This is a genomic window from Vibrio sp. V30_P3S12P165 (genome assembly GCF_009904905.1).
Taxonomy (GTDB): Bacteria; Pseudomonadota; Gammaproteobacteria; order Enterobacterales; family Vibrionaceae; genus Vibrio; species Vibrio fujianensis.
The window spans coordinates 106,908-131,904 of record NZ_WXWH01000076.1 but is presented as its reverse complement, the minus strand read 5'-3'; the positions used below and the strand labels follow the sequence as shown (position 1 = coordinate 131,904).

Genomic DNA, 24,997 nt, shown 5'->3' with positions numbered 1-24,997 from the left:
GGCAGTGATGCTGGCGATATTCGTTTATTCCAATTCGATAGCGTATTTAGGTTCATGGGGGAGGTCTACTTGTAACTCCAGGTTATTTGAGGATAAATCAATGAGTTGTGTTTTGTTGGACATGCTAGCCAATGAGGCGAAAACGTCTTAGTTTAACTGTGATTGATGGAGCTAAAGAATGGAACACATTAATGCTATTGTCGATTATCTATTGACCAATAAGTTAGTTTTAACCTTATTGGTTTTATCAGTGATCGTGTTAATTAAACGGATAGCCTTAGCACAGATACGAGGTGATGTTTCATTTTTGAGTGAAGATCAACGTAAGTGGATGTCTCGCACCAAGAATGGCGCTTTTGTTATCAGCTTGATGATTTTATTTGTACTTTGGAAATCTGAAATTAGTCAGTTTGCTCTATCAGTCACTGCAATAGCGATTGCAATTGTGGTCGCCTCCAAAGAAATTATTCTCTGCTTTACCGGGTCAATCCAACGGGCCAGTTCTCGCTCTTTTCGAATGGGGGATTGGATCGAAGTAGGAAAAGTTTGTGGTGAAGTTATTGAGCACAATATGATGGCAACAGTAATTCAAGAAATAGACCTACAGCATGGTCAGTACCACTACACCGGAAAAACAGCAACTCTCCCCAATAGCTTGTTTTTTACTCATCCCGTGAAAAACCTGAATTTTATGAAACGTTATGTTTTTCATAATTTTAACATTGTAGTGCCAAAGTTTGTCAATTTATACCCACTATTACCTATAATGCATCAGCGTATGGAAGAGCATTTTTCCCATTTTATTGATGTTGCCCGTCGCTATAACAGTATGATCGAAAAACATGCGGGGGTCGATTTACCTAGTGCTGAACCTCATATTGAAATCACCAGTGCACCAGCGGGGGAACAGATCGTTCACTTTATGATTTTTTGTCCAACGGACAAAGCAAATCATTTAGAACAGCTTATTCGGCAAGATTTTATGGTGGAGTACGAGAAAGCTTTTCCAGCGGAGCCTATGGTTGAGCGAGTTGTTGAAGCTCAGCACTAAATTTGTCTAGCTTGAGGTGTTTTTTAGTGCGGCTATTTTGGTAATGGCCAGAGTGTTGGTCAACCATACCCTTCCCACTTGAAGCTGTAGGGGTGTTGGCTACGTTCGTTCACTCCACTCACTTGCCGCCCACCTGCAACTCCAAGTTGTTTGTTGACAGATATAAAAATAGCCAGCGCTAAGGCTGGCTATTAGAATAATTTGGAAGTCTATTACAGGACTTTAATGCTTTCAGCTTGAGGGCCTTTTTGACCTTGAGTAATGACAAACTCAACTTTTTGGCCTTCAGCCAAAGTACGGAAACCGTCGCCTTGGATTGCACTGAAGTGAGCAAAAACGTCAGGACCGTTCTCTTGCTTAATGAAGCCGAAACCTTTCGTTTCGTTGAACCATTTAACGGTACCAGTAACAGGAGTAGACATAGTAAAAATCCTAAAAAAACAATTTTATATAGGCCGATCTCGGCACGGATAGCGTGGAAAAGTAGATTGCTATTGCGTACGACACGACGGGAGTTACAAGGAATCCAACGAAACAATGTGTATACAATCAACTTCATTTCTAGCTAACATTGAGTCTAGAGCAATCTTTGGGCTTGTCAATCGGAACTTGATATGAGTCGCAGACGTTTTTTAACTTTTATTCATTTTTTTGCTCTATGCGGCATTTCTGTGTAATTCACTATTTACTTATTTTTCATCTTAGTTAAGCGGCTATGTTTGTTTGATTATTTGATTAATGGTGCCTACCTAAATGGACGCTTTATCACGTGCTCGCTAACACTTATTTGCTATCGTACCGAGTGAGGGAGGGTGAACAAGAATTTGTTTTTTTATAAAGGCTTATCCTCGATAAAATCCATTAGATAAGCTAAACTTTAGTTATGTATACCCTTCTAACTTGAAGTAGCATCGGTGGTGGTTATGTGGGTTCATCCCAATCACATGATATGGGGTTCACTTACTCGCCTCCGACCTGAAATTGCAAGCGATTTGGGTATCAGTGTCGTACGGCGTTTAGCTTTTTTAACGTCTTGCGTATATTCACGGTTGTTACTGTTTCTTAAGGTGCTCGAGCACTAAGGAAGGTAGATAATGAGATGGTTAATCATTGCTATCGTGTCAGTATCGGCGGCTATCGCATCGGCTGATCATGTTCATTCATTTTTCCTTGGTTTCTCTATTGCAGTTGTTGCCGTTAGTAGTTGTTATTGGTTAACATTTCGCTGTACACGTTTCCCTGAACTGGCCCTGATGTTACTGTTTTTGGGGGTGATGGTAAAAATGCTGATTACCATTGTCGGTGTGTTATGGGCTGTCTCTTTACACTTAATGTCTTCCCCTGCCATTTTTGGTCTTTCTTATCTGTTTTTTTCTATTGTTACCACTTATTTATGGTTTCAAACTCGTTCAAATCAGCTAGGTTTAACACATTAATATAAATTAGGTTTGGAGTCGCATACCGGGTTTTGGGGGCGCTCCTTTCCTATTCTACTAGTGTGCTACAGCGATTTTGTCTATGTCTTTCTATGCTAGTGATATTGGATGTTGAAAAAGAATAGAGAGGTTAAAGTGGATTTTGTATTGTTTGGATTAGAAAACACATTACTGGTATTCGGCATCATTTGTAGTTTAACGGGAATTATCGGTTATGGAAGGCGAAGCCACGATTGGAAAGGCGTCGCAACGATGTTCTATAAACGTATACCAATGTCTGTAGCCGAATATAAATGGTATCGCTTAGGCATTGCGATGATGGTGTTGGCGATTGTTTTACGTATTGTGCGGTTAATTTTTTGGCCAGCCTAGCCTAGATCGCTCGAGCGGTAAGAGTCTTTGCTGTATGACTTAACCCTCGGTTTCATTTGGGTATACACTTTTAACATTGGAAGTAATAATAAATAAGATTGGTGGTCGTTATGTCTTACCCAGTATTGATCTGCGATGATTCAGCGTTAGCTAGAAAGCAAATGGCACGTTCTCTACCCGCCTCATTAAATGCAGACATTACTTTTGCTGTCCATGGTGTTGATGCACTGGAGCAGCTTGATAAGCAGTCGTTTAAATTGATGTTTTTAGATTTAACCATGCCAGAGCTAGATGGGTTTGAAACGCTTGAGGCGATGCGAGCCCAAGGCAACCAAACCCCAGTCGTCGTGGTTTCTGGTGATATTCAACCTAAAGCTAAGGAGCGGGTACTCACTCTCGGGGCAAAGGCATTTATCAAAAAGCCAATAGATAAAGATGCCTTAAATGCGGTTTTACGCGAACTTGTTGAGCCCTCGACGCAACCTCGAATGATCACGCCAGTTGCGGTTGATCTGCCGATTTTACGACGTCGTGATGTCTATATGGAAGTCGCTAACGTGTCGATTGGTCAAGCGGCTGATGCATTGGCGCGCCACTTTGATGTATTTGTTGAATTACCTTTGCCGAATATTAATATTCTCGAAGTGAGCGAGCTACATATGGCTTTGCGTGATTTAGCCGATAATGTTCAGGTTTCTGGTGTTTGTCAGGGGTTCAGTGGTGAAGGTATTGCTGGCGAAGCGTTAGTCTTGCTTAGTGATTCGAGTGTCGCGGATTTAAAAAAATTAATGAAAGTTCCTGTTGATAGCGAAGAGTTAGAAGAACTTGAGTTATTAATGGACGTTTCGAATATCCTAGTTGGTTCTTTTTTAAATGGGCTTGGACAGCAATCTGAAGTGAGGTTTTTCCAAAGCTCGCCGGTGTTACTGGGGCAACATATTTCGATTGATTCGGTTATTCAGTCAACGACTGGGTCATTTAATAAAACCATGACGTTTGAAGTCAGTTACAACATTGAAGGTACATCAATTCGCTGCGATCTCCTATTTATGTTTGTCGATGAATCACTGCCGTTACTCGACAATAAGCTCGCCTATTTAATGGAGGAGTTCTAATGCTATCACTACCCGCTGAATTTGAGCAGTTCCATTGGATGGTTGACATGGTACAAAATGTTGATATGGGGCTGATTGTATTAAATCGAGATTATGAAGTGCAGGTATGGAATGGATTTATGACCCATCACAGTGGTAAACATGGGCATGATGTGATTGGTACATCGATATTTACTATTTTTCCTGAAATTCCATCAGAATGGTTTAAATTAAAAACTAAGCCGGTCTATGATCTCGGTTGCCGCAGTTTTATTACCTGGCAGCAGCGCCCCTACTTATTTAAGTGCCGTAATGTGCGTCCCGTTACTCAACAGGCCGAATTCATGTATCAAAATATCACGTTAAATCCAATGCGAACTCCAACAGGTAAAGTTAATTCTCTTTTTCTTTCTGTACAAGATGCAACTGCGGAGGCATTAGCCTCTTTAACTATACCCAAATAAGGTGGAGTTGCAGGTAGGCCGCAAATTTGAACAGCCGTAGGCTGGCCTTTGGTGAGAGCCTCGGATGGCTCTCATCATCGCCATGAGCATAGACAGGTGATGTGATTGGGGTGAACGAATGTAGCCAACACCGCTGGGTGAATTAAAGTCAGGATACTTAACACAAGGAGATCATCGGTGCTGTTACCACAAGTTTTCTATACCCCTCAACAAGTCAAATGTGGTGAATTGCGGGCAGCGAGAGCGCAAGGCTTAGAAATGTTTCGATTAATGGAACGAGCGGGACAAGCCGTGTTTACTGTTGCATTGGCCCAGTATCCAGGCTCGCATCATTGGTTGGTTTGTTGCGGTAGCGGAAACAATGGTGGTGATGGTTACATTGTCGCTCGATTAGCGCAGTCGGTCGGGATTCAAGTGACGTTATGGCAATATGGCGATCCTGAGCGCTTACAAGGGGATGCTCGTACCGCTTATTACCATTGGATTGATAGTGGTGGGGAAGTACTTCCCTGCACAGAAACATTACCTGATGATGTTGATGTAGTGATTGATGGTTTACTTGGAACAGGCCTCAAAGGTGAAGTTCGCTCTTCCATGAAACAATTAATTCAAACGATTAATGACAGTGGCATTCCGGTGGTTTCTATTGATCTTCCATCTGGTTTGTGTAGCCACACAGGAACCGTTCTTGGTTCGGCAATTTGTGCTCAGCACACAATCAGTTTGATTGGACTTAAGCAAGGGTTAGTGACAGGCAAAGCCCGTGATCATGTTGGAAAGCTGCATTTTGCTGGATTGGGGCTGGAAGAGACGTTTAACAATCAAAATACGGCCACTTTAAAAGCGATTGATCCTCAGGCGGCTCAAAAGGCCTTACCTGGCAGAAAGCGTACCGCTCATAAAGGTCAACAGGGTAAAGTGTTGCTTATTGGCGGTAATTCTGGAATGGGAGGCGCGGCAATATTAGCAGCTCAAGCTTGTGTTCGAACGGGCAGTGGATTAACAGCCGCCTTAGTTCACCCGGATAATACCCAACCAGTTTTAATTAGTTGCCCTGAGATGATGACATCAAGTTGGATGGATACAGTGATGTTCGATTATCGGCTAGACTGGTGTAGTGTATTAGCTATTGGCCCTGGTTTAGGCCGAGATAAAATGGCTCAGCAGCTAATCAATCGAGTACAAAGCATCACGAAACCGAAAGTGATGGACGCTGATGCACTGTACTTTTTGGCACAATCGGCTTGTTATGATGACCAGCGTATTATAACACCGCATCCTGCAGAAGCAGCGAGACTGTTGGGATGTGGTGTCGAAAACATAGAGACTGATCGTTTTCAGGCGATTAAAGCGTTACACCAGAAATATGGTGGTGTGGTGGTATTAAAAGGCGCAGGAACCTTAGTATGTAATGGTCAAGACACCTATGTCTGTTTGGCTGGAAACCCAGGTATGGCGAGTGGTGGCATGGGAGATGTATTGACTGGGGTGATTGTGTCATTGCTTGGGCAAGGGCTTGCATTATTTGATGCTGCCAAAATCGGCGTTTTGATCCATAGCCAAGCGGCCGATCAAAACGCCGAAGCCTTTGGTGAACGAGGGCTAATTGCGAGCGATTTAATCCCGCATTTGCGTCGCTTAGTCAACCGTTAAGCAATTAGCTCATTGCCTGATGAGGTGCCTTGTGTAAAAGCCAAAATATTGTTGAGCGTTGTCTGAGCAATGTTGTTAAGCGCATCTTCGGTTAAGAAGGCTTGATGGCCAGTAAAGAGGACATTATGGCAGGCGGATAGCCGGCGGAATACATCATCAACAATCACATCATTGGATTTATCTTGGAAGAAAAGATCTTTTTCATTGTCATAAACATCAAGACCCAGTGAGCCAATGCGCCCTTTTTTTAGTGCTTCGATCGCGGCGACCGAATCGAGTAATTCTCCTCGGCTAGTATTAATAATCATCACTTTGTCTTTCATTTGGTTAAATGCTTGTTCGTTCAGGAGATGATGATTTTCTTTCGACATTGGACAGTGGAGGGTAATGACATCGCTCTTGGTGAAAATTTCCGACAGCTCTACATATCGTGCTCCTAATTCAATGGCGGCAGGATTTTGATATGGGTCATAACAAAGAATCGTCATTCCTAACCCTTTGAGAATTCGCATGGTTGCAACACCAATTTTGCCGGTACCGATTACCCCAACGGTTTTTCCATAGAAGTTAAAGCCGACCAAGCCTTCGAGTGAAAAATTGGCTTCTCGAGTTCTTTGGTACGCTTTGTGGAAACGGCGATTAAGACACATCATCAGCCCAACGGTATGCTCAGCAACGGCTTCCGGAGAGTAAGCTGGAACACGGACAACTTGTAAACCGATGCTTTTGGCAGCAGCTAAATCGACTTTGTCAAACCCGGCACAGCGCATCGCAATAAGGCGTGTGCCGCCTTGGTAGAGTGCATTTAAGACATCTTCGCCTAATTCATCATTTACAAAGGCACAAACGACTTGACAGTTTCGAGCCATTTGAGCGGTTTTATGCGTTAAGCGGAAATCATGGAAGTGTAATGTGAGTTGCTGAGGATCAACAAAGCGATTAAATGAGTTTTCATCATAGGTTTTGGCGCTGAAAAAAGCGACGTTGATCATAGTTGCGGTCTCCTTAAATAAGATCAGACTCATACCCTTCCTACTTGAATCTGCAGGGCTGTTGGCTATATGTTCATTCACCCAATCACATCGCCTGTTTATGCTGATGGGGATGATGAGAGCCATCCGGCCCTAACCAAAGGCCAGCCTACGGCTGTTCAAATTTGTTACTCACTTGCCGCCTACCTGCAACTCCAAGTTGTTTAGGTATAGAAATAAATCGGAAGCATCCCCCTTGGATATCAACCGAATCGTGATAAAAATAAACCCTATTTCTTGTTTGGTAACGTCTTTAGCCGGTCAACATGGCGATCTTTAGTATACTTGAACGATGAAAAAAGGCATTTTGTTAGGTGATTAACCTCACATTATTAGCATTGTACGTTGCTATTTTATTGCATGTGATAATACGAGTAAGCTTTGTCAGTAAGATAATGGTTCGGAGTATCTTTAATGTATTGAAATATAGAATGATTTTCAAAGTGAGACGCTTAGCCAATCATGACTAAATTGGGAATATGGAATCTTTCCAAGGGTAACACAAAAAAAAATGAAATATCAGACTTGCTGGAAATAAATTGCAACCTATAATGCTGAAAACCGGAGCGTCTGCCAACGCTCCGGTTTTTTTGTGTCCGAAACATACTCAGGTCTGCCAACTTGGGTATGTTACACCCTTGCGATAAAGCACAGATAGTGAATTAACTAAGGAAATAACCATGCGTATCGAACAAGAACTTAAGTTAGGTTTTAAAGATGTCCTGTTTCGTCCAAAACGTTCAACGTTAAAAAGCCGCTCTCAAGTCAATTTAACCCGCAATTTTACCTTCAAGCATAGTGGTCGTCAATGGTCTGGTGTTCCTGTTATTGCTGCTAATATGGATTCTGTAGGAACGTTTGCCATGGCAATAGCATTGGCTGAACATGGAGTCATGACAGCTGTTCATAAGCATTACAACGTTGATGATTGGGCGGAGTTTGTAAAAAATGTAGACAGTGCAACGTTAAGTAAAGTGATGGTATCAACCGGTACTTCTCAAGCTGATTTTCAAAAAACCAAAGATATTATGGCGCTGTCTGATGAGCTTATTTTTATCTGTATTGATATTGCGAATGGCTACTCTGAACACTTAGTTGACTATGTGCAGCAAGTCCGTACCGCATTTCCAGACAAAGTGATTGCGGCGGGTAATGTGGTCACAGGAGACATGTGCGAAGAGTTGATCCTTGCCGGTGCTGATATTGTTAAAGTCGGTATTGGCCCGGGGTCTGTTTGTACAACGCGAGTAAAAACAGGGGTTGGTTATCCACAACTTTCAGCGATTATCGAATGTGGTGATGCCGCCCATGGTTTAGGTGGTTGTATTATTGGTGATGGTGGTTGTACTTGCGCTGGAGATGTTTCGAAAGCCTTTGGTGGCGGTGCAGACTTCGTCATGCTTGGTGGCATGTTAGCTGGGCATGAGGAAGCTGGCGGAGAAATGGTAGTCAAAGACGGTGAGACATACATGAAATTTTATGGCATGTCGTCAAAGAGCGCCATGGAGAAGCACTCCGGTGGTGTTGCTGGTTATCGGGCAGCCGAAGGAAAAACCGTACTATTGCCATACCGAGGCAGCGTTCACGGCACCATTCAAGATATCCTCGGTGGCGTGCGCTCAACCTGTACATACGTAGGTGCAGCAAAGCTTAAAGAGCTAACCAAACGTACGACATTTATTCGTGTGTTGGAACAGGAAAATAATGTATTTGGTAAAGAGTGATCGTCATATCATGGTTTATCAATAACAAAGAGCCGCTTTTGCGGCTCTTTGTATGCTGACCTTGTGAGTTGGTTGGCGGGGTTCATTCACTCGATTCACATCATATCGCTAATTTTTATCCGGTTGATTGCTGATTAATTAACGTCAGCGATTAATTCATTAACGCTTATCACAGCATGATTCTGTGGAGAACGGTTAAAATAAGCCGTTTTATAAAAACTAATAGTGGATGACTCAAAAGTCGAATTCACGATAACGTCAGGAAAAGTAGAAATGAACACGAAACAGCGGAAGAATCCGATTCAATTTAAAGGGCAAGGTGGGGAGTTTTTTGGTATTTGGATCGTTAATATACTGCTGTCGATTATTACGTTAGGGATTTATTCTGCGTGGGCTAAAGTGAGAACGAAGCGTTATTTTTACGGTAATACATTTATCTCAGGTGACAACTTTGAATACCACGCAACCCCCATGCAATTACTAAAAGGGCGCTTAGTTGCGCTTGTTATTTTATTAGTATGGGTCGTTTCAAATTCGATTTTTCCACCGCTATCTATTGTTTTGCTGGTTTTGTTTTATCTGGCTTTGCCTTGGCTACTTTGGAGTCATGCACGTTTTGATTCAGCGATGACGAGTTACCGTAACGTGCGTTTTGCTTTTAATGGGTCATTGAAAGGTGCTTATAGGTCGATACTTGGGCGTGGGATGCTCTCTCTCTTAGCGATTGTGGCTTATATTGTGCTCATGATCATTTCTGCCAATGCGTTACCCGTGGTGGCGGTTGTATTAGGTTTGGGGCTGATTTTAGTGATGGTGGTTTTGTACGCATGGCTAGTCGCTGGTATTCATCAGTATTTTGCATCAGGCTATCAATACGGTGACTGGAAATTTTCTGCGCAAATTGAAACTCGCTTCTTTTTGAAGACTTACTTGAAAGCAATATTACTGGGGGGCTTAACCTCGGTGGCGTTTATGATTGTTATGGGTATTGTGGTACTTAGCATCAAGATGACATATCCGTTTACCGATGAGCTGGCTATGGGGGAAGGATACTGGTTGTTTGCTTATATCATGTTACCTTATGTCTTTATCATTGCTATGTCTCTCATGATTAGCGCTTATACGACCACTCGAGTACGCAACTATGTATTCTCTAAGCTTGGTGCCAATTTAGATAGTGATCCAGAAACGCAATTTAATTTTGTTTCTACATTTAGCGTGTGGGATTACATGGTGTTGGTGATCAGTAACTTCTTTTTGCAAGTGTTCACGGTTGGTTTAGCTCGTCCTTGGGTGATGGTGCGTACCACGCGTTATGTGGCGCACAATACCGCAGTGATTGGTGATATGGATGCACTGCAAGCGATGGATCAAGATTCTGATGTGAAAACAGCCATCGGTGATGAAGTGGCGCAAATGTTTGATCTTGGGATCAGTATTAACTAATGCGTATTGATGGAACCGCTTTCCCGCCTCGTAGTGCTATGCGGCACGAGGCGGTGTTGGATCTTTCTCAACCATCCATTTTAGTTTTGCACGTGAATGGAGAGGTTTTCAACGCGGAACATAATTGTGTAGCGATCAGTGATTCAGTGGGACAATTACCCGTTCGAATCTCTTTTCCTAATGGTTGGGTGTTTGTGACAGAGCCATGCTTATCTTTGACACAGTGGCGAAGTCATCATAAGAAATCCAGTTTTGTCGCGAGTATGGAAGGCAGCATTCCTGCGTGGATTTTGTCTGCATTGATTTGTTTGGGCGTTATCGTAGGCGGTTATTATTACCTATTACCTTGGGGAAGTAAGCACATAGCAGAGCGTTTACCCGACTCCTTGTCTGTTGCGGTAGGCGAGCAAGTATTGGCGTCTCTTGATCTGCAATTTGCGCCGAGTGATTTACCTATTGACCAACAACAAGAGATTCGCCGACGCGTTGCTCAATGGGTCACCGTGCTGCCTGAACTCCCCAATAAAATAAATGTGGAATTTCGCTCTTTACCCGAAGTTGCAAATGCTTTTGCACTTCCGGGAGGGACGATCGTCTTGCTCGATGATTTAGTGGCATTAGCACAAACTCAGCAGCAGTTAGACGGTATAATTTTGCATGAGATTGGCCATGTCTATCATCGTCATATGATGACACGTGTGGTTCACTCGACCATTCTTTCGGTTGCCGTTTCTCTAATAACGGGTGAAAGCTCAGGAATCGTTGATAATCTCGCTGGCGTCGGAGTCTTTATCGCGTCGAATGGTCAATCTCGTGAGGCAGAGAGACAAGCCGATCAGTATGCAAAAAATGCTATGCAGCAAATTTATGGTAATAGTGACGCACTAGCAGAAATGTTTGAGTTGTTCAAAGCGCAAGAAGAGATCGAAACTCCGGAGTGGTTTCGATCTCATCCTAATTTTACAGAGAGAATTGAAGCGGTGAAGAACAAGTAACAAGTTGTGCGCTTACGCTATGTTGGCGTTTTCTCCTATCCGTGCTCTTTTTTTGACGGATAAGTCATCCTTGATGATTAAGCGATTTTTATTATCGCGATTCGCCATGACTTGCTGTTGATCATCAATCGTGCCTAGTGTTTTGGCTAAACGATCATACATCACCACATTCACCGTTGCTGCCAGATTCATACAGCCATGTGTTGGGATATAAACGACGTGCTGTGCTTTATTCACGATCTCTTGTGGCAATGACCCGTCTTCAGGCCCGAATAGGTAGATGGCCTTTTCAGGGTGAGTGAAGTGAGGTAGCGCGGTTGCGCCAACGACTAATTCAACACAGACAATTTCAACGTCATCGGCAAGATCGGCGGTTAGGTCGTCTATTGCTACAACATTAAGATGTTGATGCATTTTTTTAGTGTCGGTTTGGAATTTTACGGCACGATCATAGCGGCTGCCATTGTAGCGCACTTGAGTGGCGTTATAGCATCCAGCGGCGCGCATCACCGCTCCTACATTGGTTGGGCTTTTGGGATTATACAGCCCGATAATAACGGTTGGTTGTACTGTCATGGTTTCTGTACTGCTTACCTTGGAGTATGGACTTATCAGGGGCGGAGGATTATCGCTCGAACTTGGCAAAAGTACTACTGATTCGGTACGAGGTAGATACGAATGTTTACCGATTAAAAAAAACTAGAGCGCTTTGTATCTATCAATGTTAACCATCAGTGATGTTGAGCTAAGAGAGCGGTAGATGAAAAATTTCACCAGTCCATACGCTTAACAGACAAAACGTTCAAAAATGGTTATGCTTAGCAACCATTGAAATCAATCAGTATAAGTAGATAACGTGATATGAGAATTTCTGTTGATGGTGGGTCATTTAAAGTAGCGATTGAAACTGAATTTGATGGACTTGTGGTAGAGGCAACTTCAATTTTTCATGCGACTCGCACACAAACGCAAACGAATGACCGTGCCATTTTACGCTTACTGCAAATTATTATCGAACATCGTGAAGACGATGATGCGATTGGTTATGCGGTACTGGGTTTATTAGGGTGGTATAACGAAGTGATTCACCCTGTAGAAGATAACGATATTGAGTTAAATTTACCTAAAATTTTACCTCATGTACTTAACCCAAATGGCGATCTAAGTGCGATGAATATCAATGAGCCTCACATGTTTAGGCATTGAATTTATTGTTAATCCTTGATGTGGCGCGTTGTTAACAATAGGCTAGGTTTTGATCGCTCTCGCGCCAATTTTATCTACTATAACATCACTTACTCTCCTACTTGGTTGTTAATCCATTGGAAAAATGCACTAAATCGAGGGCGAACTTCATGTCCTTTCGGGCAAATTAAATCGTACCCTAGCCCAGAAGGGATACGTTCAAATGGCGCAATCAGCTCACCACTCTCTAGGTAGGGTTTAATCAAGTGGTAACGGCCCATGGCTATTCCCATTGATTGCCTTGCGGCCACCATAGTGAGTTCTTCATGATTAAATACATACTTTCGTTGCAGTATTTGCGGGACTCGTCCAGTCGCTTTTAGCCATTGCTGCCATTCCGCTAATGGAGAGATAAATTCTAACGATTCGGTACAGTGTAAAAAGCACGCTTCATGTAAACGGTGATCGTTATCTAGTAAGTTTAGTTTTTGGGCGTACGCTGGGGTACAAACCGGTAACAAGTACTCATCAAACAGACGATGATGGTAGAAATCGGCATGGGTGTTATCGCCATAATAAATTGCTAGATCAACCGGTTGGTTCTGAAAATCTAATTTGCTGGCTTTAACTCGAATTTTGACATCTAAATGAGGGTATAGATGTTGAAACTCCGCTAAGCGAGGTAAAAGCCATGAATGAGCAAAGGTAGGAGCGGCCCCAAGGTACAGTTCACCGCGTAACTCGTTGAAACGAATATCTTCAATTTCGGCAAAAACATTATCTAGTGAGTAGGTAAGAGTGGTTAAAATCCGCTTTCCTTGTTCGGTTAATTCGAGTTTACGAGTCAAGCGAACAAACAGTTTGAATCCTAACTCTTCTTCCAGTTTTTTTATGCGTTGACTCACGGCTCCTTGTGTCAGGCATAGCTCTTCTGCCGCTAAGGTAAAGCTTCGAAATTTAGCGACGACGCTGAAGGTATATAAATGAGCAAGCAAATGTTCTTTATGTTTCATATGATGACCACGTATTAATATGACTAATAGATGAGGGTGATTATTTGGTTTGTCTTGCCATGGGTATCCATGTGAAATTAGCACAGCTTATCCAAATGAGGAAATGGGAATGGACAGACAACTAAAGATAGCGGTTATTGGTGGCGGCTCAAGCTACACTCCTGAACTGATTGAAGGTTTATTAAAGCGTAAAAATGAACTGCCGATTGGTGAATTGTGGCTTGTTGATATTGAAGAGGGTTGGGAAAAAGTTAATATCATCGCAGATCTTGCTCGCCGTATGATCAAAAAAGCCGGATTAACAATCGATGTGCATGTCAGTTTAGATCGACGTCCTGCATTAGAAAACGCCGATTTTGTTTGCTCACAATTTCGTGCTGGGTGTCTGGAAGGGCGTATTCGAGATGAACGAATTTCACTGAAATATGGCATGATTGGACAGGAAACAAACGGGTTAGGTGGTTTTGCTAATGCTTGCCGTACGATTCCAATTACCTTAGAAATCTGTCGAGAGATGGAAAAGCTTTGCCCTGATGCGTGGTTACTGAATTTCACTAATCCATCCGGCATGGTAACAGAAGCGGTACTTAAACATACCAACGTTAAGGCGGTGGGCCTGTGTAATGTCCCGATCATTATGCAAAAAGGAGTCGCCCAGATTCTCAATAGCAAAGAAGATGATTTCATCATGCAGGTCGCGGGTTTAAACCATCTGATCTGGGTTCGTCAGATCCTCCATCAAGGACAAGACAAGCTGAGTTGGGTGATGAACGAGATTCTTAATGGTCACGATCCTTTAGTACCAGCAAATATTCCCCCATTCAAGTGGCCGAAAGATCTTTTACAAGCCATGGGCATGATTCCATGTGCCTATTTACGTTACTACTATACCAGTGACGATATTATGCGACAGGAACAATACGAAGCAGAGGGTGAAGGTACTCGTGGTGAAGTGGTCAAAGCGATGGAACAACGGTTGTTCGAGATCTATAAAAATCCACAATTGGCAGAAAAACCGAAAGAGTTGGAAAAAAGAGGCGGTCAATATTATTCAGAAGCTGCTTGTGAATTAATGGCCTCCATTCATAACGATAAACGTACCATCATGCATGTCAATACACGCAATAATGGCACCATCGCAGGTTTGCCGGAAGACTGTGTCGTTGAAGTCAGCTCAGTGATCACCAAAAGTGGCCCTCTTCCGCTTAATGTCGCCCCCTTTCCAAGCGATACTTTACGCCTGATTCAGTTGATGAAAGAGTTTGAAACATTAACGGTTGAAGCGGCGGTAACGGGGAATTTAGTTGCCGCTAAACGTGGCTTAATATTGAACCCTATCGTTAATACTGGGACGGTATTAGAGGAAGCGTTGAAAGAGACGGTAAAAGAAAATCTCGATTTTATGCCTCAGTTCCGCTGGATGTTTCCAGCTTAATCACCAAAATAAGATATCCGAGTGATGGAGCGCTTGGATTTTTTCTTTGATTGATGGGAACTTATCTTATTCAAAAAATTTGAACATTAATATCAATTTAACCTGGTTTTTCTGATTTTTTTTCTCTCTAAAATGGCTACATCAGTTGATAAAAAATGTATTCAGTTTGGAATTTAAAGTTTAAATTTATTGAGGAAGAAATCATGCAAGCACACATTAAAAAACTCGTTGACTCTAAAGCGGGCTACAGCACATTGGCGCTACGTATTCCAGTTGGTATTATCTTTATGGCACATGGAGCGCAAAAACTGTTTGGTTGGTTTGGCGGGTATGGGCTTGAAGGGACAGGGCAATGGATGGACTCTATTGGGCTTGGCCCTGGTGTTGTGATGGCATTTTTAGCCGGAAGTGGTGAATTTTTTGGCGGATTAGCCATTCTATTAGGTTTGCTCACTCGCCCAGCGGCCGCGATGCTTTCATTTACTATGTTGGTTGCCATTTTCTCAGTACACCTTACCAATGGTCTGTTTATGGCGAATAACGGTTATGAATTTGGTTTGGCTTTATTCGCCGCTAGCCTATCTTTAATGTTATCAGGTGCTGGTAAACTGGGATTAGATGGAATTGTTGTGAAAAAGCTGATGGCTAAGTAAAGGTTGGTGAAGTTAATAAGCACCGAGTGGTTCGGTGCTTATTGACAGTGTAAACGCTTAAGCTAATTTCAACAACGCAAACTGTTTTTTACCACGCTGAAGAATATAGTAACGATCAAAGAGAGCAAAATGCTCAGCCATGTTTTCGTTCTGAACGCGTTCACCATTAACTCGAATTGCGCCATTGGTGAGCCATTCTCTCGCTTGGCGCTTCGAGCTTGCCAATTGAGTCTCCAGCAAAAGGTCGATCAAGTTACCGGCTTGCTCGGTATGAAAACAAGGTAAACCATCAAGCTCAAGTTGTTGTAGTTCACTGAGACTCAATTGACCCATTTCGCCGCTAAATAGTGCTTGGGTAATACGTTGAGCGCTAAGGAGGCCTTCATCACCGTGGACAAATTGGGTTAGTTGCTGGGCGAGAATCTGTTGTGCTTGGGGTTTTCCTGTGCGTGTGTGGTCTTCTTGCTCAATGGCTTCAATTTCCGATAAAGAGAGAAACGTGTAATAACGTAAGAAGCGGTAGACATCAGCATCATCCGTATTAAGCCAAAATTGGTAGAAAGCATAAGGCGAAGTTTTATTGGCATCAAGCCAGACAGCCCCACTTTCCGTTTTACCAAATTTTGTTCCATCAGATTTGGTGATCAACGGAAGAGTCAGCCCATGTACATTGGTATTATTGAGTCGGCGAGTGAGATCAATACCGCTAACAATATTCCCCCACTGATCGTTGCCACCAATCTGTAAATTGCACTGATAATGCTGGTTGAGATGAGCAAAATCAAAAGACTGTAGCAAAGAATAGCTAAATTCCGTAAAAGAGATGCCTTGATCTGGGCGGGCTAAACGTTGTTTGACTGACTCCCGATTAATCATCGTATTGACAGAAAAGTGTTTACCCACATCACGAAAGAAATCAATGATGCTGATTTGTCCAATCCAATCTGCATTATTAACGGTGACAAAGGGTTGCTGAAGATGAGGACTCATCACTTGTTGAATTTGTTGTGACAGATCGGCAACCCACTGCTGTACGATTTGTGCTGAATTCAAGCTGCGCTCAGCGGCTTTAAAGCTCGGATCGCCAATCATACCTGTCGCTCCGCCAATTAACGCAATCGCTTGATGCCCTGCATCTTGAAAACGCTTGAGCATTAATAAGGGTACTAAGTGGCCAATATGTAAGCTACCCGCGGTCGGATCAAACCCACAGTAAAGCGTTTGTGGGGTAGAGAGTAGAACGCTGAGTTCCTCTAGTGGGGTACTTTGGGCAATTAAACCTCGTTGATTGAGTTCATTAAGTAAGGGGTGTGAATTCATATGGCCTCCAATGTAATCTGCTGGCAGAGTAGCGGAAGAAGGCCGTAAGAGACGATGTCCCTAAAGGGACAGTTCGCCGTTATTTTTGCTGACCTTGAGGTTTTATTGTGCGGAGGCTATCAAATAATTCAGAAACAACTGAAACAGTTCACTTAATGAAGAGACATTTAGCTGAGCATAAATATGTTTACGATGATTTTTGACGGTGCCATGAGCAATGTTTAATTGCTGAGCTATCTCTTGTGAGTCTAGTCCTTGCACCAGTAGTGAGGTAATTTGTTGTTCCCGCGGAGTTAAATGCTTCGCTCCAAATTGATTGATTGCCTGTTCGACCCAGTGGCGTATATCTGTTTTAGCTTGACCATTTTCAGCCAACAGTAATGGCTGGCGTCCCCAATGTTGACGGCATAAGGCTTCGAGCACGGAAAAGCGCTGTTTGAGTGAGGTGAGCTGTTTGGCGGTAATGCTTTTTTCTCTCTCTAAAATGCCTAAATACACACCTATCCAGCGTGTTTCATCTAAATTGACCGCAATAGCCACCTCATCTTGCCAGCCTGTTTTTTGATAAAAATCAGCGTGATACTTTTGTTGTAAATAGGTGGATGTCAATTGGCTGAATTCTGAGCGATGTAAGATGCCGCTGTGTTGCTGCAAGGTAATGGCGGTATAAAAAGGATCTTGTAAATAGGTGTGAGTTAAGTAGTGCTGAAAAAGTAACTGACGCTGTGAAGGAATCGAATCATAAAGGTAAATCGGATGTTTATCTTGTCGATAGCCTAAAATGACGGCGCAATCGAAAGGGAGTATCGTTTTCAATAAATCGATAAGCTGTGAGGTAAAATAGGGGGTTTGTAGCGCAGTAATGGCTTTGCCGAGCTGATGATATTCTTGATTATTCATAAGGTTAAGTAAATACAGTTCGTGTGTTGGGGGGCTAGGTTGAACATGGCGAATTGCCTGTACCCCCCTATTATAATAGGCGTAAATGATCGGCTGATGTCGATTAGGGCTTACAAAAAACGCCTTGGACGACATGACCTAGCCCAGTATGGTTTAACCCTTCTTGAATATCTCGCTCTTTTTCTTCTAAAAATAGTGGCGTTAATTGGGCTAATTCTTTACTGAGTAATGCTTGGCTAAGCATCATTTCGGCAATCGGTGGGCCTCCTGATTGATAATTCAGTTGCTCAGGGGTGTAACCTTCAACCAGATAAACCCCTTGTGTTTTTAGCCCGTGTATAACAGAGCTATGGATTTGGCGACGTAATGGTGCTGGAAGGTGACAGAAGATAGAAACGATGCCATCCCAATCTTGATGTCCTAAATCAAAGTCAGCTAGATCGGCGTGGATAAAATGGATGTTTACTTGATTTTTCTCTGCTAACTGGTGAGCTTTTGCTAAAGCGACCTCTGAAATATCAACGGCAGTAACCTGATAGCCAAGTTGGGCCAAAAATACCGAATTGCGCCCTTCACCATCAGCCAAGCAGAGAATTTTTCCTTTGGGTAAGAAATGAGCATGCTCTTTCAAAAAATCGTTTGGCTGATCACCATAGACATACTCTTTTCTTTGATAGATCTCATTCCACATCACAGGCTCCTTGATTATGAGACAAAAGACTGTAACAGTTAACCATATCAAATCAAAGTGTATCGCTCGCTTTGTTTAAGCTATGGTTATCCCCTTTCTACTTGAAGCTGCAACGTTAAATTGTTTGCGGGTATATCGATTTAGGTATCATCATATCCTCGTTATACGGCATCGCATGCAAGAAAGTGGTAAAACAGCTCAGATTTTTTCGATCTTGGCCGCTACACTAGGGGCTGTTAGGTTTAGATATGGATAAGGATATACGCATGAATAAATTCCCTCTGGTGACAGGTGCTGCTCTATTACTTACTTTTGCTGCATCGAGTTATGCTCAATCAACGCCTTTTAGTATGACGGCCAGTGCTGGCCCAACACAGGTTTCTTATGGTGGCGATAAAGCGACCGGTTATGCATGGAACGTTCGAGGCTCTTATTTATTGACACCGTTTAGCTCCGTTAACTTGGGTTATGGTGAAACGAATGCAGATCTTAAAGATGACTTAGGAGACAAACATTCGTATAAGGCTTACACGGTTCCACTGACCATGACGTTACGTCAACCTTTTGCGGCAGGAGATGTTTATTTACGCGCTGGTGGTCAATATTACAATCGTACTTATAAAGATAATGAGAGTGACGGTTTTGGTTTAACGGGAGCGATTGGAATTAACTTATTGAGTACTAATGCTTCTAATTTTTCATTAGAAGTGGGTTACAGTACACAAGGCAGTGCTGATTCTACCTCTATTACTGTTGGTGCTGGGCTTGGCTTTTAGCTCGCTCATCGATACAAATAGCGTCAAACGTGTGGATAAGCTCTCTTCTCGTCAGGTAGAGAGCTTACTTTTAGTTATGTAAAAATAGAAGGTAGTTATACAAAAATAGAAGATGATGAGTTTGTATGGTTGAGTCGCTGGACGATTTCATTGATAGGCATAGGGTGCGCATAGACGTAACCTTGAATGAGATAGACTCCTTGTGCTGCAAGATAATTAACTTGATTCAGTGTCTCCGCTCCTTCTGCAATCAATTCTATTTTGCCCGTTTTTGCTGAGGCAATAATGGAATTTAACACGCTTTTCTTTACATCATCCGTTTCGATGGTATCGACAAACATTTTATCAATTTTTATGCTGCGGATATGGAGATGTTGCAGATAGGAAAATCCACCATAACCAGTACCAAAATCATCGATTTTAAATTGATAGCCTTTTTCCATTAATAATGCGATCTCTTCTGCGGCGACGGTTAAATTTTTGATCGGGATGCGCTCGGTTAGTTCAAATTTAATTCGTTGAGTTTGTGGCCAGTTCAGGGAATGCAAGAGTATGGATAGCTGACGTTTTTCAACATGTTCAGCGACTAAATTGATACTTACCCAATGGCTGGAAGGAAGACGCTCTAAATCATTTAAGACTTTTCGTATGATCTGAGTTGTGATCTCAACGATTAATCCGGTGCTTTCTGCGGCATAGATAAATAAATCAGGTGCTACTAATTCATGCCCTTTTTGCCAACGTAATAGTACTTCATAACCGACGACTTTCTGCGTGCGACTATCGACAATCGGTTGGTAATAAGGGATAAATTCACGATCCCGAATTCCTTTTTCAATGAGACCTTCAATTGAATTTCGATAGTTACGAACTAACCAATAGCCACTCATGAGGAGGAGACCCAATAAGAGACTAATCGGAGCACCCCAAATGATCATCTTGTATTGGATGTATTGTTGTAGAGCTTCACCAGACCAGAGCTGTTGTTTAGTGGCGGAGGTCTTTCCTGTACCATGAAAGACAACAGATTTTGCGTTGCTCTCGAGGGGAACCTGTTCATTTCCTCTTTTGATTGATAAGACTTCAGTACCATTTTCAAGAAAAGTCGCTTGATAATAAAAACAGGCGTTACATGGGCTATCGAGTTTATTTTGTATCCAACTGCTATCAATGACCCAAATCACCCGATTATTATTGTCAGTAAATTGAATAAGCAGTTCGCTTTCAGTGTGGTCGATTACAGGTGTAGCTGAGATTGAAAAGCCGGTTTGCACTGGAATGGAAAAACCTTTTATATCGTCGAGTATTAGTGGATAACCGAGTGTAGAGCACTGCTTACCCTCTTTGGTTTCAACGCTCATAAAACGAATATACCGATTATAGAAATGTGGGTTACGGATAATTTGCCAATCTTCATTATTACAATCAAAGTGTAGGGCAGTCAGTTGCTGCTTGATCATTTCTTGCAGGGCTTCCCCGCGATGAATCAGATAGAGTTCTATCTGATTCTTCTTCTGATTGAGAAGAAGGGTCGTGATGGATGATGAAATCAGTGGGAAGGCTGCGAAATAGATAAGTAGTGGTAGTAATAATAGAGATAAGGCACATTGTTTGGTGCGGTGAGAAGGCAAAGTCCTAATCCTCAAAATGATCGGTGATACTCATTACTTTAGCACCCTTTAGTGCTCGCTCCTGTATCTTGTGCGGTAAATCGAAGCGATTGTTGTCTTAATTATGAGACTGTTGTTAGTTTCTTGGCATTCAACTTATTTCCCTCATTGCGATCATTCTATATCCAAACAACGTGGTGTTGCACGTAGCCAGTACCCCTGCAGCTTCAAGTAGGAAGGGTGTAGATTGCCCACTTCGTCACACCCAGTTGAGCAGAAAAATTTGAACTCTAAGACGGATTTTTAAGCACAATCTCGTTTCTTATCATCTGGCAACTATCCTTAATAAGTGGATAAGCGGTTGAGATGAGGAGGTGAGAATGAGCAAGAAGGCATCGGATAGCCGATATAACGACCCAATGGTTTATTGGCATCAATTAACAGAAGACGAAGTATTTCAACGGATCGGCAGTGATGCCGAGTGTGGTTTATCTGCGCAAGAGGTTGAGCATCGCTTAGCGCAAGATGGCCCCAATGTGATAACGGGTCAAGCCATGATGCCTGCTTGGCGTCGAATGTTACTGCAATTTCATAATCCATTGATTTATATTCTCCTAGTTGCAATTTTAGTGACGATGTTACTAGGCGAGTATGTTGATGCCGGTGTGATTTTATTGGTGGTGGTCGTGAATGCCTTGATTGGCTTTGCCCAAGAGAGTAAAGCAGAGCAAGCGATCCACTCTTTAAAGAAAATGCTTTCATCCAATACAACCGTCATTCGTGACGGAAAAAAACAGTCGATTCCGACGATAGAATTGGTTTGTGGCGATATTGTGTTATTTGCCTCGGGGGATAAAGTTCCGGCTGATACGCGTCTTTATCGTTGTCGGGATCTTCAGGTGGATGAATCGACTTTAACTGGAGAGTCGGTGGCGGTTCAAAAGCAACCAGGTCAGCTTGATGCTGAGACGGTTTTAGGAGACCGACATAACATGGTGTTTGCGGGAACCTTGGTGACTTATGGTACCGCTCAAGGGATTGTTGTGGCAACCGGTGATAAAACGCAGACGGGAAAAATTGCGCGTATGATAGCGCAAGCCATTCAACTAGAAACACCATTAACCCTTAAAATTCATGCTTTCAGCCGTCTGTTATTGTGGGTGATTCTCGTTTTAGCTGCAGTCACTTTTTTTATCGGCCTCGGGTATGGGCTATCGGTTTCTGATACTTTTATGGCTGCTGTGGCGTTGGCTGTTGCGGCGATTCCAGAGGGGCTTCCTGCGGTCGTCACGATCACTTTAGCCATTGGTGTTCGGCGAATGGCCAGACGTAATGCCATTATTCGTAAGCTTTCAGCGGTAGAAACATTGGGTTCGACCAATGTGATTTGTTCAGATAAAACCGGGACGCTAACTGAAAATCAAATGACGGTACAAGGGCTTTATGCTGGCGAGGATCGAATTGAAGTTTCTGGGAGCGGTTATGCTCCTTATGGCGAGCTAGATGAGGGATGGAAAGGAAATTGTGCATTTGAACATTTACTACGAGCTGGATTATTGAATAATGACTCTCGCTTATTAGAAAAAAACGAGCGTTGGTTCGTTGAGGGCGATCCCACCGAAGGGGCCTTAATTACCTGTGCTCTGAAAGCAGGGTTCGAGACTCATGATAGCCAACAATGTTATCCGCGTTTAGATACCATTCCTTTTGAATCAGATCGCCAGTATATGGCGACCCTGCACCATTTTGATGACGATAGAAATATTATTTACCTGAAAGGATCGGTCGAGCAGATCAGCCGTCGCTGTCGTCAACAATTAACTGCAGAAGGACATTTGACGGCGTTTAATCTTACACAAGTCAATGAACAGGTTACTCAATGGGCGAGTCAAGGTTTACGTGTCCTCGCTTTTGCGATGCAGTGGGTTGATAAAGAGGAAAAAAATCTACAACGTTTTAATCACCAAGAGGCAGAAAAAAACTTGGTATTCATTGGCCTCCAAGCCATGATTGATCCGCCTCGTTCAGAAGCGATTCATGCGGTTGAAATTTGCCAGAAAGCGGGAGTAAAAGTAAAAATGATCACGGGGGATCATGCTCTAACAGCTCAAGCTATTGCGTCGAAAATTGGTATCATCAGTGCTACCGATTCACGATTTGGTTCGGTATTGACTGGCCAACAATTGAATGAATTGAATGATGAAGAGTTTAAACTTGCTTGCCATGAAGTCTCGATTTTTGCTCGTGTTGCACCAGAACAAAAATTACAGTTAGTGACGGCACTGCAAGCTCATCAATGGGTTGTCGCAATGACGGGAGATGGTGTTAATGATGCCCCAGCATTGAAGCAAGCTGATATTGGAATTGCGATGGGTATTAGTGGCACAGAAGTTGCGAAAGAAGCCTCCGATATGGTGCTAACTGATGACAACTTCTCATCGATTGAGGCGGCAGTGGAAGAGGGGCGTAATGTTTTCGATAATCTTACAAAATTTATCACTTGGATTCTTCCAACCAATTTAGGTCAAGGGCTAGTCATTATGGTCGCGATTGTCTTTGGTTTAACGCTACCTATTTTACCAGTGCAGGCCTTATGGCTAAATATGACGACTGCTGTCTTTTTAGGCCTGATGCTGGCCTTTGAACCAAAAGAAGTTGGGCTAATGCAGCGTCGACCGAGGCAGTTAAAAGAGCCAATTCTAAATCGAGAGATCATTAGCCGAATTCTTTCTGTGAGTAGTTTATTACTACTTGGCGCATTTGGTTTGTTTCAATGGTCGGTCTTTCAGGGCGCGAGTTTGGACGAGTCTCGCAGTATTGCGGTCACTTTATTTGTGGTTGTACAAAGTTTTTTCTTACTCAATTGTCGTCGTTTAAATGGTTCTATATTTACTATGCCACTGCATACTAACCCGTGGATAATGGTGGGACTATTCGCGATGTTCAGCGCACAATTGGCTTTTTTATATTTACCAGTAATGAATCAAATGTTTCATAGTGCTCTTATTTCTTTAATGCAATGGGGGGTTATGATCCTGTATGGCTTCATCGTGATGATATTGATTGAAATAGAAAAAATGATTTGGCGAAAACATAAACAACAAAAGCGTGGATGAGTAAGGGGGGGATTCCCCCTTATTTACTAACCAATGAGTGTTGTAAGTCGCACAGCACTTGGGTCAGCGATGGGCGTATATGATGACCGAGTGCCCGAATTTCTTCATCCGGTTGCACTAAATCTGGAATTTGGAATGTGATCATCTGTGCTCCCATAGCAGATCTTACGCCGTTATTGGAATCTTCAAAAGCAACACATTGGGTTGGTGTGACCCCTAAGCGCTTAGCGGCTAGTAAATAGATCTCCGGATCTGGCTTACCATGGGTTACTTCGCAACCGGTGGTCAGCGAATCAAAGTAATGATCAATCTGGGCTAAACGAAGTTTAATCGTTGCGATTTCTTTTTGAGTCGAAGTCGCAACCGCGGTCGGAATACGGTTTGCTTTTAACCATTGTAATAATTCAATGACGCCTTGTTTTACCGGAATCGCTTGATGTTTAACGACCGCATCATACCGTTGACGCCACTCTTTATGTAACGCAGGATAATCGAGTTGAGGGCCATAGCCGGCAGTTAATGCTTGTTCAATCCCCGCTGCGTTTCGTCCAATAACGGACAAGTAAACGTCACGCAAGAAAGGGATACCTACCGCATGACACGCTTGTTCAAAAACCGTCAGACAAACGCGCTCAGTGTCGAGTAGCAATCCATCCATATCGAAAATAGCAGCTTGAAAATTCATAAATATGACATCTTGGTTAACAATGAAATGAAGTCACTTATTCTTACATAAATAGGCGCGGGAAACAGGCGATTTTTCTGTGAATAAAGAAAATATGCCTAAAGAACTTGGAGTTGGAGGTCGGCGGCAAGTGAGTGATAAATTTGAACAGCCGTAGGCTGGCCTTCGGCGGGAGCCACGGATGGCTCTTATCATCCACATAGACAGGCTATGTGATTGGGGTCAAGCACGTAGCCAACCCCCTGCAGATTTAAGTAGGAAGGGTATAAATGATTGTAAAAATTAGAGAATGAGTCGTATCAGTTTGTTAATATAGGGTTATGACTTTTCCGACTTGACGTAGCAAG

23 protein-coding genes are annotated in these 24,997 nt (G+C 42.8%); 14 read left to right on the top strand and 9 right to left on the bottom strand.

Going from position 1 to position 24,997, the window contains the following annotated elements:
• Nucleotides 1-178 precede the first annotated feature (178 nt).
• Entirely contained in the window at nt 179-1,051 is an 873-nt protein-coding gene (locus CAG57_RS14775; protein WP_099611028.1) for a mechanosensitive ion channel family protein, read from the top strand.
• A 212-nt stretch (nt 1,052-1,263) separates the two neighbouring features.
• On the opposite strand, the gene CAG57_RS14770 is transcribed toward CAG57_RS14775, so the two are convergent.
• Entirely contained in the window at nt 1,264-1,473 is a 210-nt protein-coding gene (locus CAG57_RS14770; RefSeq protein ID WP_000106983.1) for a cold-shock protein, read from the bottom strand.
• 672 nt (nt 1,474-2,145) lie between these two features.
• On the opposite strand from CAG57_RS14770, the gene CAG57_RS14765 reads away from it, so the two are divergent.
• From CAG57_RS14765 to CAG57_RS14745, 5 genes are all read left to right on the top strand, one after another.
• The gene (locus CAG57_RS14765; protein ID WP_099611029.1) at nt 2,146-2,487 is read left to right on the top strand and encodes an NADH:ubiquinone oxidoreductase; all 342 of its coding nucleotides are present in this window, start codon (nt 2,146-2,148) and stop codon (nt 2,485-2,487) included.
• 135 nt (nt 2,488-2,622) lie between these two features.
• Nucleotides 2,623-2,859, top strand: a complete 237-nt coding sequence (locus tag CAG57_RS14760; protein WP_099611088.1) for a hypothetical protein — start codon at nt 2,623-2,625, stop codon at nt 2,857-2,859.
• Between the two features lie 110 nt (nt 2,860-2,969).
• The gene (locus CAG57_RS14755) at nt 2,970-3,974 is read left to right on the top strand and encodes a response regulator (RefSeq protein ID WP_161426929.1); all 1,005 of its coding nucleotides are present in this window, start codon (nt 2,970-2,972) and stop codon (nt 3,972-3,974) included.
• Nucleotides 3,974-4,417 (top strand): hypothetical protein, encoded by a 444-nt coding sequence (locus CAG57_RS14750; RefSeq protein ID WP_161430407.1) that lies wholly within the window; start codon nt 3,974-3,976, stop codon nt 4,415-4,417. Before CAG57_RS14755 ends, CAG57_RS14750 begins: the two co-directional genes overlap by 1 nt.
• A gap of 177 nt (nt 4,418-4,594) precedes the next feature.
• On the top strand, nt 4,595-6,070 hold the full coding sequence (locus CAG57_RS14745) for an NAD(P)H-hydrate dehydratase (protein ID WP_161426885.1): 1,476 nt from the start codon (nt 4,595-4,597) through the stop codon (nt 6,068-6,070).
• Here the strand turns inward: CAG57_RS14745 and CAG57_RS14740 are convergent.
• Nucleotides 6,067-7,062: a 2-hydroxyacid dehydrogenase gene (locus tag CAG57_RS14740; RefSeq protein WP_161426884.1), complete on the bottom strand. Its 996-nt coding sequence runs from the start codon at nt 7,060-7,062 to the stop codon at nt 6,067-6,069. The genes CAG57_RS14745 and CAG57_RS14740 overlap by 4 nt on opposite strands.
• Before the next feature lie 719 nt (nt 7,063-7,781).
• Between CAG57_RS14740 and CAG57_RS14735 the strand changes: the two genes are divergently transcribed.
• From CAG57_RS14735 to CAG57_RS14725, 3 genes are all read left to right on the top strand, one after another.
• Entirely contained in the window at nt 7,782-8,825 is a 1,044-nt protein-coding gene (locus tag CAG57_RS14735) for a GMP reductase (protein ID WP_161426883.1), read from the top strand.
• Between the two features lie 273 nt (nt 8,826-9,098).
• Nucleotides 9,099-10,271 carry a YjgN family protein gene (locus tag CAG57_RS14730; RefSeq protein ID WP_161426882.1) on the top strand — a complete coding sequence of 391 codons (1,173 nt, stop codon included), beginning with the start codon at nt 9,099-9,101 and terminating at the stop codon, nt 10,269-10,271.
• Nucleotides 10,271-11,266, top strand: a complete 996-nt coding sequence (locus tag CAG57_RS14725) for a M48 family metallopeptidase (protein WP_099611035.1) — start codon at nt 10,271-10,273, stop codon at nt 11,264-11,266. The genes CAG57_RS14730 and CAG57_RS14725 overlap by 1 nt, the downstream gene beginning before the upstream one ends.
• 12 nt (nt 11,267-11,278) lie before the next feature.
• Here CAG57_RS14725 and CAG57_RS14720 read toward each other — a convergent pair whose 3' ends face one another.
• Nucleotides 11,279-11,842, bottom strand: a complete 564-nt coding sequence (locus CAG57_RS14720) for an RNA methyltransferase (RefSeq protein ID WP_099611036.1) — start codon at nt 11,840-11,842, stop codon at nt 11,279-11,281.
• 285 nt (nt 11,843-12,127) lie between these two features.
• Here CAG57_RS14720 and CAG57_RS14715 point away from each other — a divergent pair, with 285 nt between their 5' ends.
• Entirely contained in the window at nt 12,128-12,472 is a 345-nt protein-coding gene (locus CAG57_RS14715) for a hypothetical protein (protein ID WP_099611037.1), read from the top strand.
• 89 nt (nt 12,473-12,561) lie between these two features.
• Here the strand turns inward: CAG57_RS14715 and CAG57_RS14710 are convergent, their stop codons facing one another.
• The gene (locus tag CAG57_RS14710; RefSeq protein WP_161431010.1) at nt 12,562-13,464 is read right to left on the bottom strand and encodes a LysR substrate-binding domain-containing protein; all 903 of its coding nucleotides are present in this window, start codon (nt 13,462-13,464) and stop codon (nt 12,562-12,564) included.
• 109 nt (nt 13,465-13,573) lie between these two features.
• On the opposite strand from CAG57_RS14710, the gene CAG57_RS14705 reads away from it, so the two are divergent.
• Nucleotides 13,574-14,899 (top strand): 6-phospho-beta-glucosidase, encoded by a 1,326-nt coding sequence (locus tag CAG57_RS14705; RefSeq protein ID WP_161427039.1) that lies wholly within the window; start codon nt 13,574-13,576, stop codon nt 14,897-14,899.
• Between the two features lie 203 nt (nt 14,900-15,102).
• Nucleotides 15,103-15,552, top strand: a complete 450-nt coding sequence (locus CAG57_RS14700) for a DoxX family protein (RefSeq protein ID WP_099611090.1) — start codon at nt 15,103-15,105, stop codon at nt 15,550-15,552.
• A 57-nt stretch (nt 15,553-15,609) separates the two neighbouring features.
• On the opposite strand, the gene tyrS is transcribed toward CAG57_RS14700, so the two are convergent.
• The 3 genes from tyrS to CAG57_RS14685 form a co-directional block, all read right to left on the bottom strand.
• Nucleotides 15,610-16,872, bottom strand: coding sequence for a tyrosine--tRNA ligase (gene tyrS / locus CAG57_RS14695; protein ID WP_161427038.1), 1,263 nt, complete (start codon nt 16,870-16,872; stop codon nt 15,610-15,612).
• Nucleotides 16,873-16,974: 102 nt separating this feature from the next.
• The gene (locus CAG57_RS14690; RefSeq protein WP_161427037.1) at nt 16,975-17,772 is read right to left on the bottom strand and encodes a LuxR C-terminal-related transcriptional regulator; all 798 of its coding nucleotides are present in this window, start codon (nt 17,770-17,772) and stop codon (nt 16,975-16,977) included.
• Between the two features lie 103 nt (nt 17,773-17,875).
• Nucleotides 17,876-18,463: a class I SAM-dependent methyltransferase gene (locus CAG57_RS14685; protein ID WP_161427036.1), complete on the bottom strand. Its 588-nt coding sequence runs from the start codon at nt 18,461-18,463 to the stop codon at nt 17,876-17,878.
• 266 nt (nt 18,464-18,729) lie between these two features.
• Here CAG57_RS14685 and CAG57_RS14680 point away from each other — a divergent pair, with 266 nt between their 5' ends.
• Nucleotides 18,730-19,239: an outer membrane beta-barrel protein gene (locus tag CAG57_RS14680; RefSeq protein WP_099611040.1), complete on the top strand. Its 510-nt coding sequence runs from the start codon at nt 18,730-18,732 to the stop codon at nt 19,237-19,239.
• A 95-nt stretch (nt 19,240-19,334) separates the two neighbouring features.
• Here CAG57_RS14680 and CAG57_RS14675 read toward each other — a convergent pair whose 3' ends face one another.
• On the bottom strand, nt 19,335-20,870 hold the full coding sequence (locus tag CAG57_RS14675; RefSeq protein ID WP_161433896.1) for an EAL domain-containing protein: 1,536 nt from the start codon (nt 20,868-20,870) through the stop codon (nt 19,335-19,337).
• 359 nt (nt 20,871-21,229) lie between these two features.
• Between CAG57_RS14675 and CAG57_RS14670 the strand changes: the two genes are divergently transcribed.
• On the top strand, nt 21,230-23,965 hold the full coding sequence (locus CAG57_RS14670) for a cation-translocating P-type ATPase (protein ID WP_161427622.1): 2,736 nt from the start codon (nt 21,230-21,232) through the stop codon (nt 23,963-23,965).
• 19 nt (nt 23,966-23,984) lie between these two features.
• Here CAG57_RS14670 and CAG57_RS14665 read toward each other — a convergent pair whose 3' ends face one another.
• Nucleotides 23,985-24,650 (bottom strand): HAD family hydrolase, encoded by a 666-nt coding sequence (locus tag CAG57_RS14665; protein ID WP_099611042.1) that lies wholly within the window; start codon nt 24,648-24,650, stop codon nt 23,985-23,987.
• Nucleotides 24,651-24,997 lie beyond the last annotated feature (347 nt).

Bases quoted from the DNA above. Each gene is read 5' to 3' on its own strand.
- CAG57_RS14775 (WP_099611028.1), top strand. From the start codon at position 179: ATGGAACACATTAATGCTATTGTCGATTATCTATTGACCAATAAGTTA.
- CAG57_RS14770 (WP_000106983.1), bottom strand. From the start codon at position 1,473: ATGTCTACTCCTGTTACTGGTACCGTTAAATGGTTCAACGAAACGAAA.
- CAG57_RS14765 (WP_099611029.1), top strand. From the start codon at position 2,146: ATGAGATGGTTAATCATTGCTATCGTGTCAGTATCGGCGGCTATCGCA.
- CAG57_RS14755 (WP_161426929.1), top strand. From the start codon at position 2,970: ATGTCTTACCCAGTATTGATCTGCGATGATTCAGCGTTAGCTAGAAAG.
- CAG57_RS14750 (WP_161430407.1), top strand. From the start codon at position 3,974: ATGCTATCACTACCCGCTGAATTTGAGCAGTTCCATTGGATGGTTGAC.
- CAG57_RS14740 (WP_161426884.1), bottom strand. From the start codon at position 7,062: ATGATCAACGTCGCTTTTTTCAGCGCCAAAACCTATGATGAAAACTCA.
- CAG57_RS14735 (WP_161426883.1), top strand. From the start codon at position 7,782: ATGCGTATCGAACAAGAACTTAAGTTAGGTTTTAAAGATGTCCTGTTT.
- CAG57_RS14730 (WP_161426882.1), top strand. From the start codon at position 9,099: ATGAACACGAAACAGCGGAAGAATCCGATTCAATTTAAAGGGCAAGGT.
- CAG57_RS14725 (WP_099611035.1), top strand. From the start codon at position 10,271: ATGCGTATTGATGGAACCGCTTTCCCGCCTCGTAGTGCTATGCGGCAC.
- CAG57_RS14720 (WP_099611036.1), bottom strand. From the start codon at position 11,842: ATGACAGTACAACCAACCGTTATTATCGGGCTGTATAATCCCAAAAGC.
- CAG57_RS14715 (WP_099611037.1), top strand. From the start codon at position 12,128: ATGAGAATTTCTGTTGATGGTGGGTCATTTAAAGTAGCGATTGAAACT.
- CAG57_RS14710 (WP_161431010.1), bottom strand. From the start codon at position 13,464: ATGAAACATAAAGAACATTTGCTTGCTCATTTATATACCTTCAGCGTC.
- CAG57_RS14705 (WP_161427039.1), top strand. From the start codon at position 13,574: ATGGACAGACAACTAAAGATAGCGGTTATTGGTGGCGGCTCAAGCTAC.
- CAG57_RS14700 (WP_099611090.1), top strand. From the start codon at position 15,103: ATGCAAGCACACATTAAAAAACTCGTTGACTCTAAAGCGGGCTACAGC.
- tyrS (WP_161427038.1), bottom strand. From the start codon at position 16,872: ATGAATTCACACCCCTTACTTAATGAACTCAATCAACGAGGTTTAATT.
- CAG57_RS14690 (WP_161427037.1), bottom strand. From the start codon at position 17,772: ATGAATAATCAAGAATATCATCAGCTCGGCAAAGCCATTACTGCGCTA.
- CAG57_RS14685 (WP_161427036.1), bottom strand. From the start codon at position 18,463: ATGTGGAATGAGATCTATCAAAGAAAAGAGTATGTCTATGGTGATCAG.
- CAG57_RS14680 (WP_099611040.1), top strand. From the start codon at position 18,730: ATGAATAAATTCCCTCTGGTGACAGGTGCTGCTCTATTACTTACTTTT.
- CAG57_RS14670 (WP_161427622.1), top strand. From the start codon at position 21,230: ATGAGCAAGAAGGCATCGGATAGCCGATATAACGACCCAATGGTTTAT.
- CAG57_RS14665 (WP_099611042.1), bottom strand. From the start codon at position 24,650: ATGAATTTTCAAGCTGCTATTTTCGATATGGATGGATTGCTACTCGAC.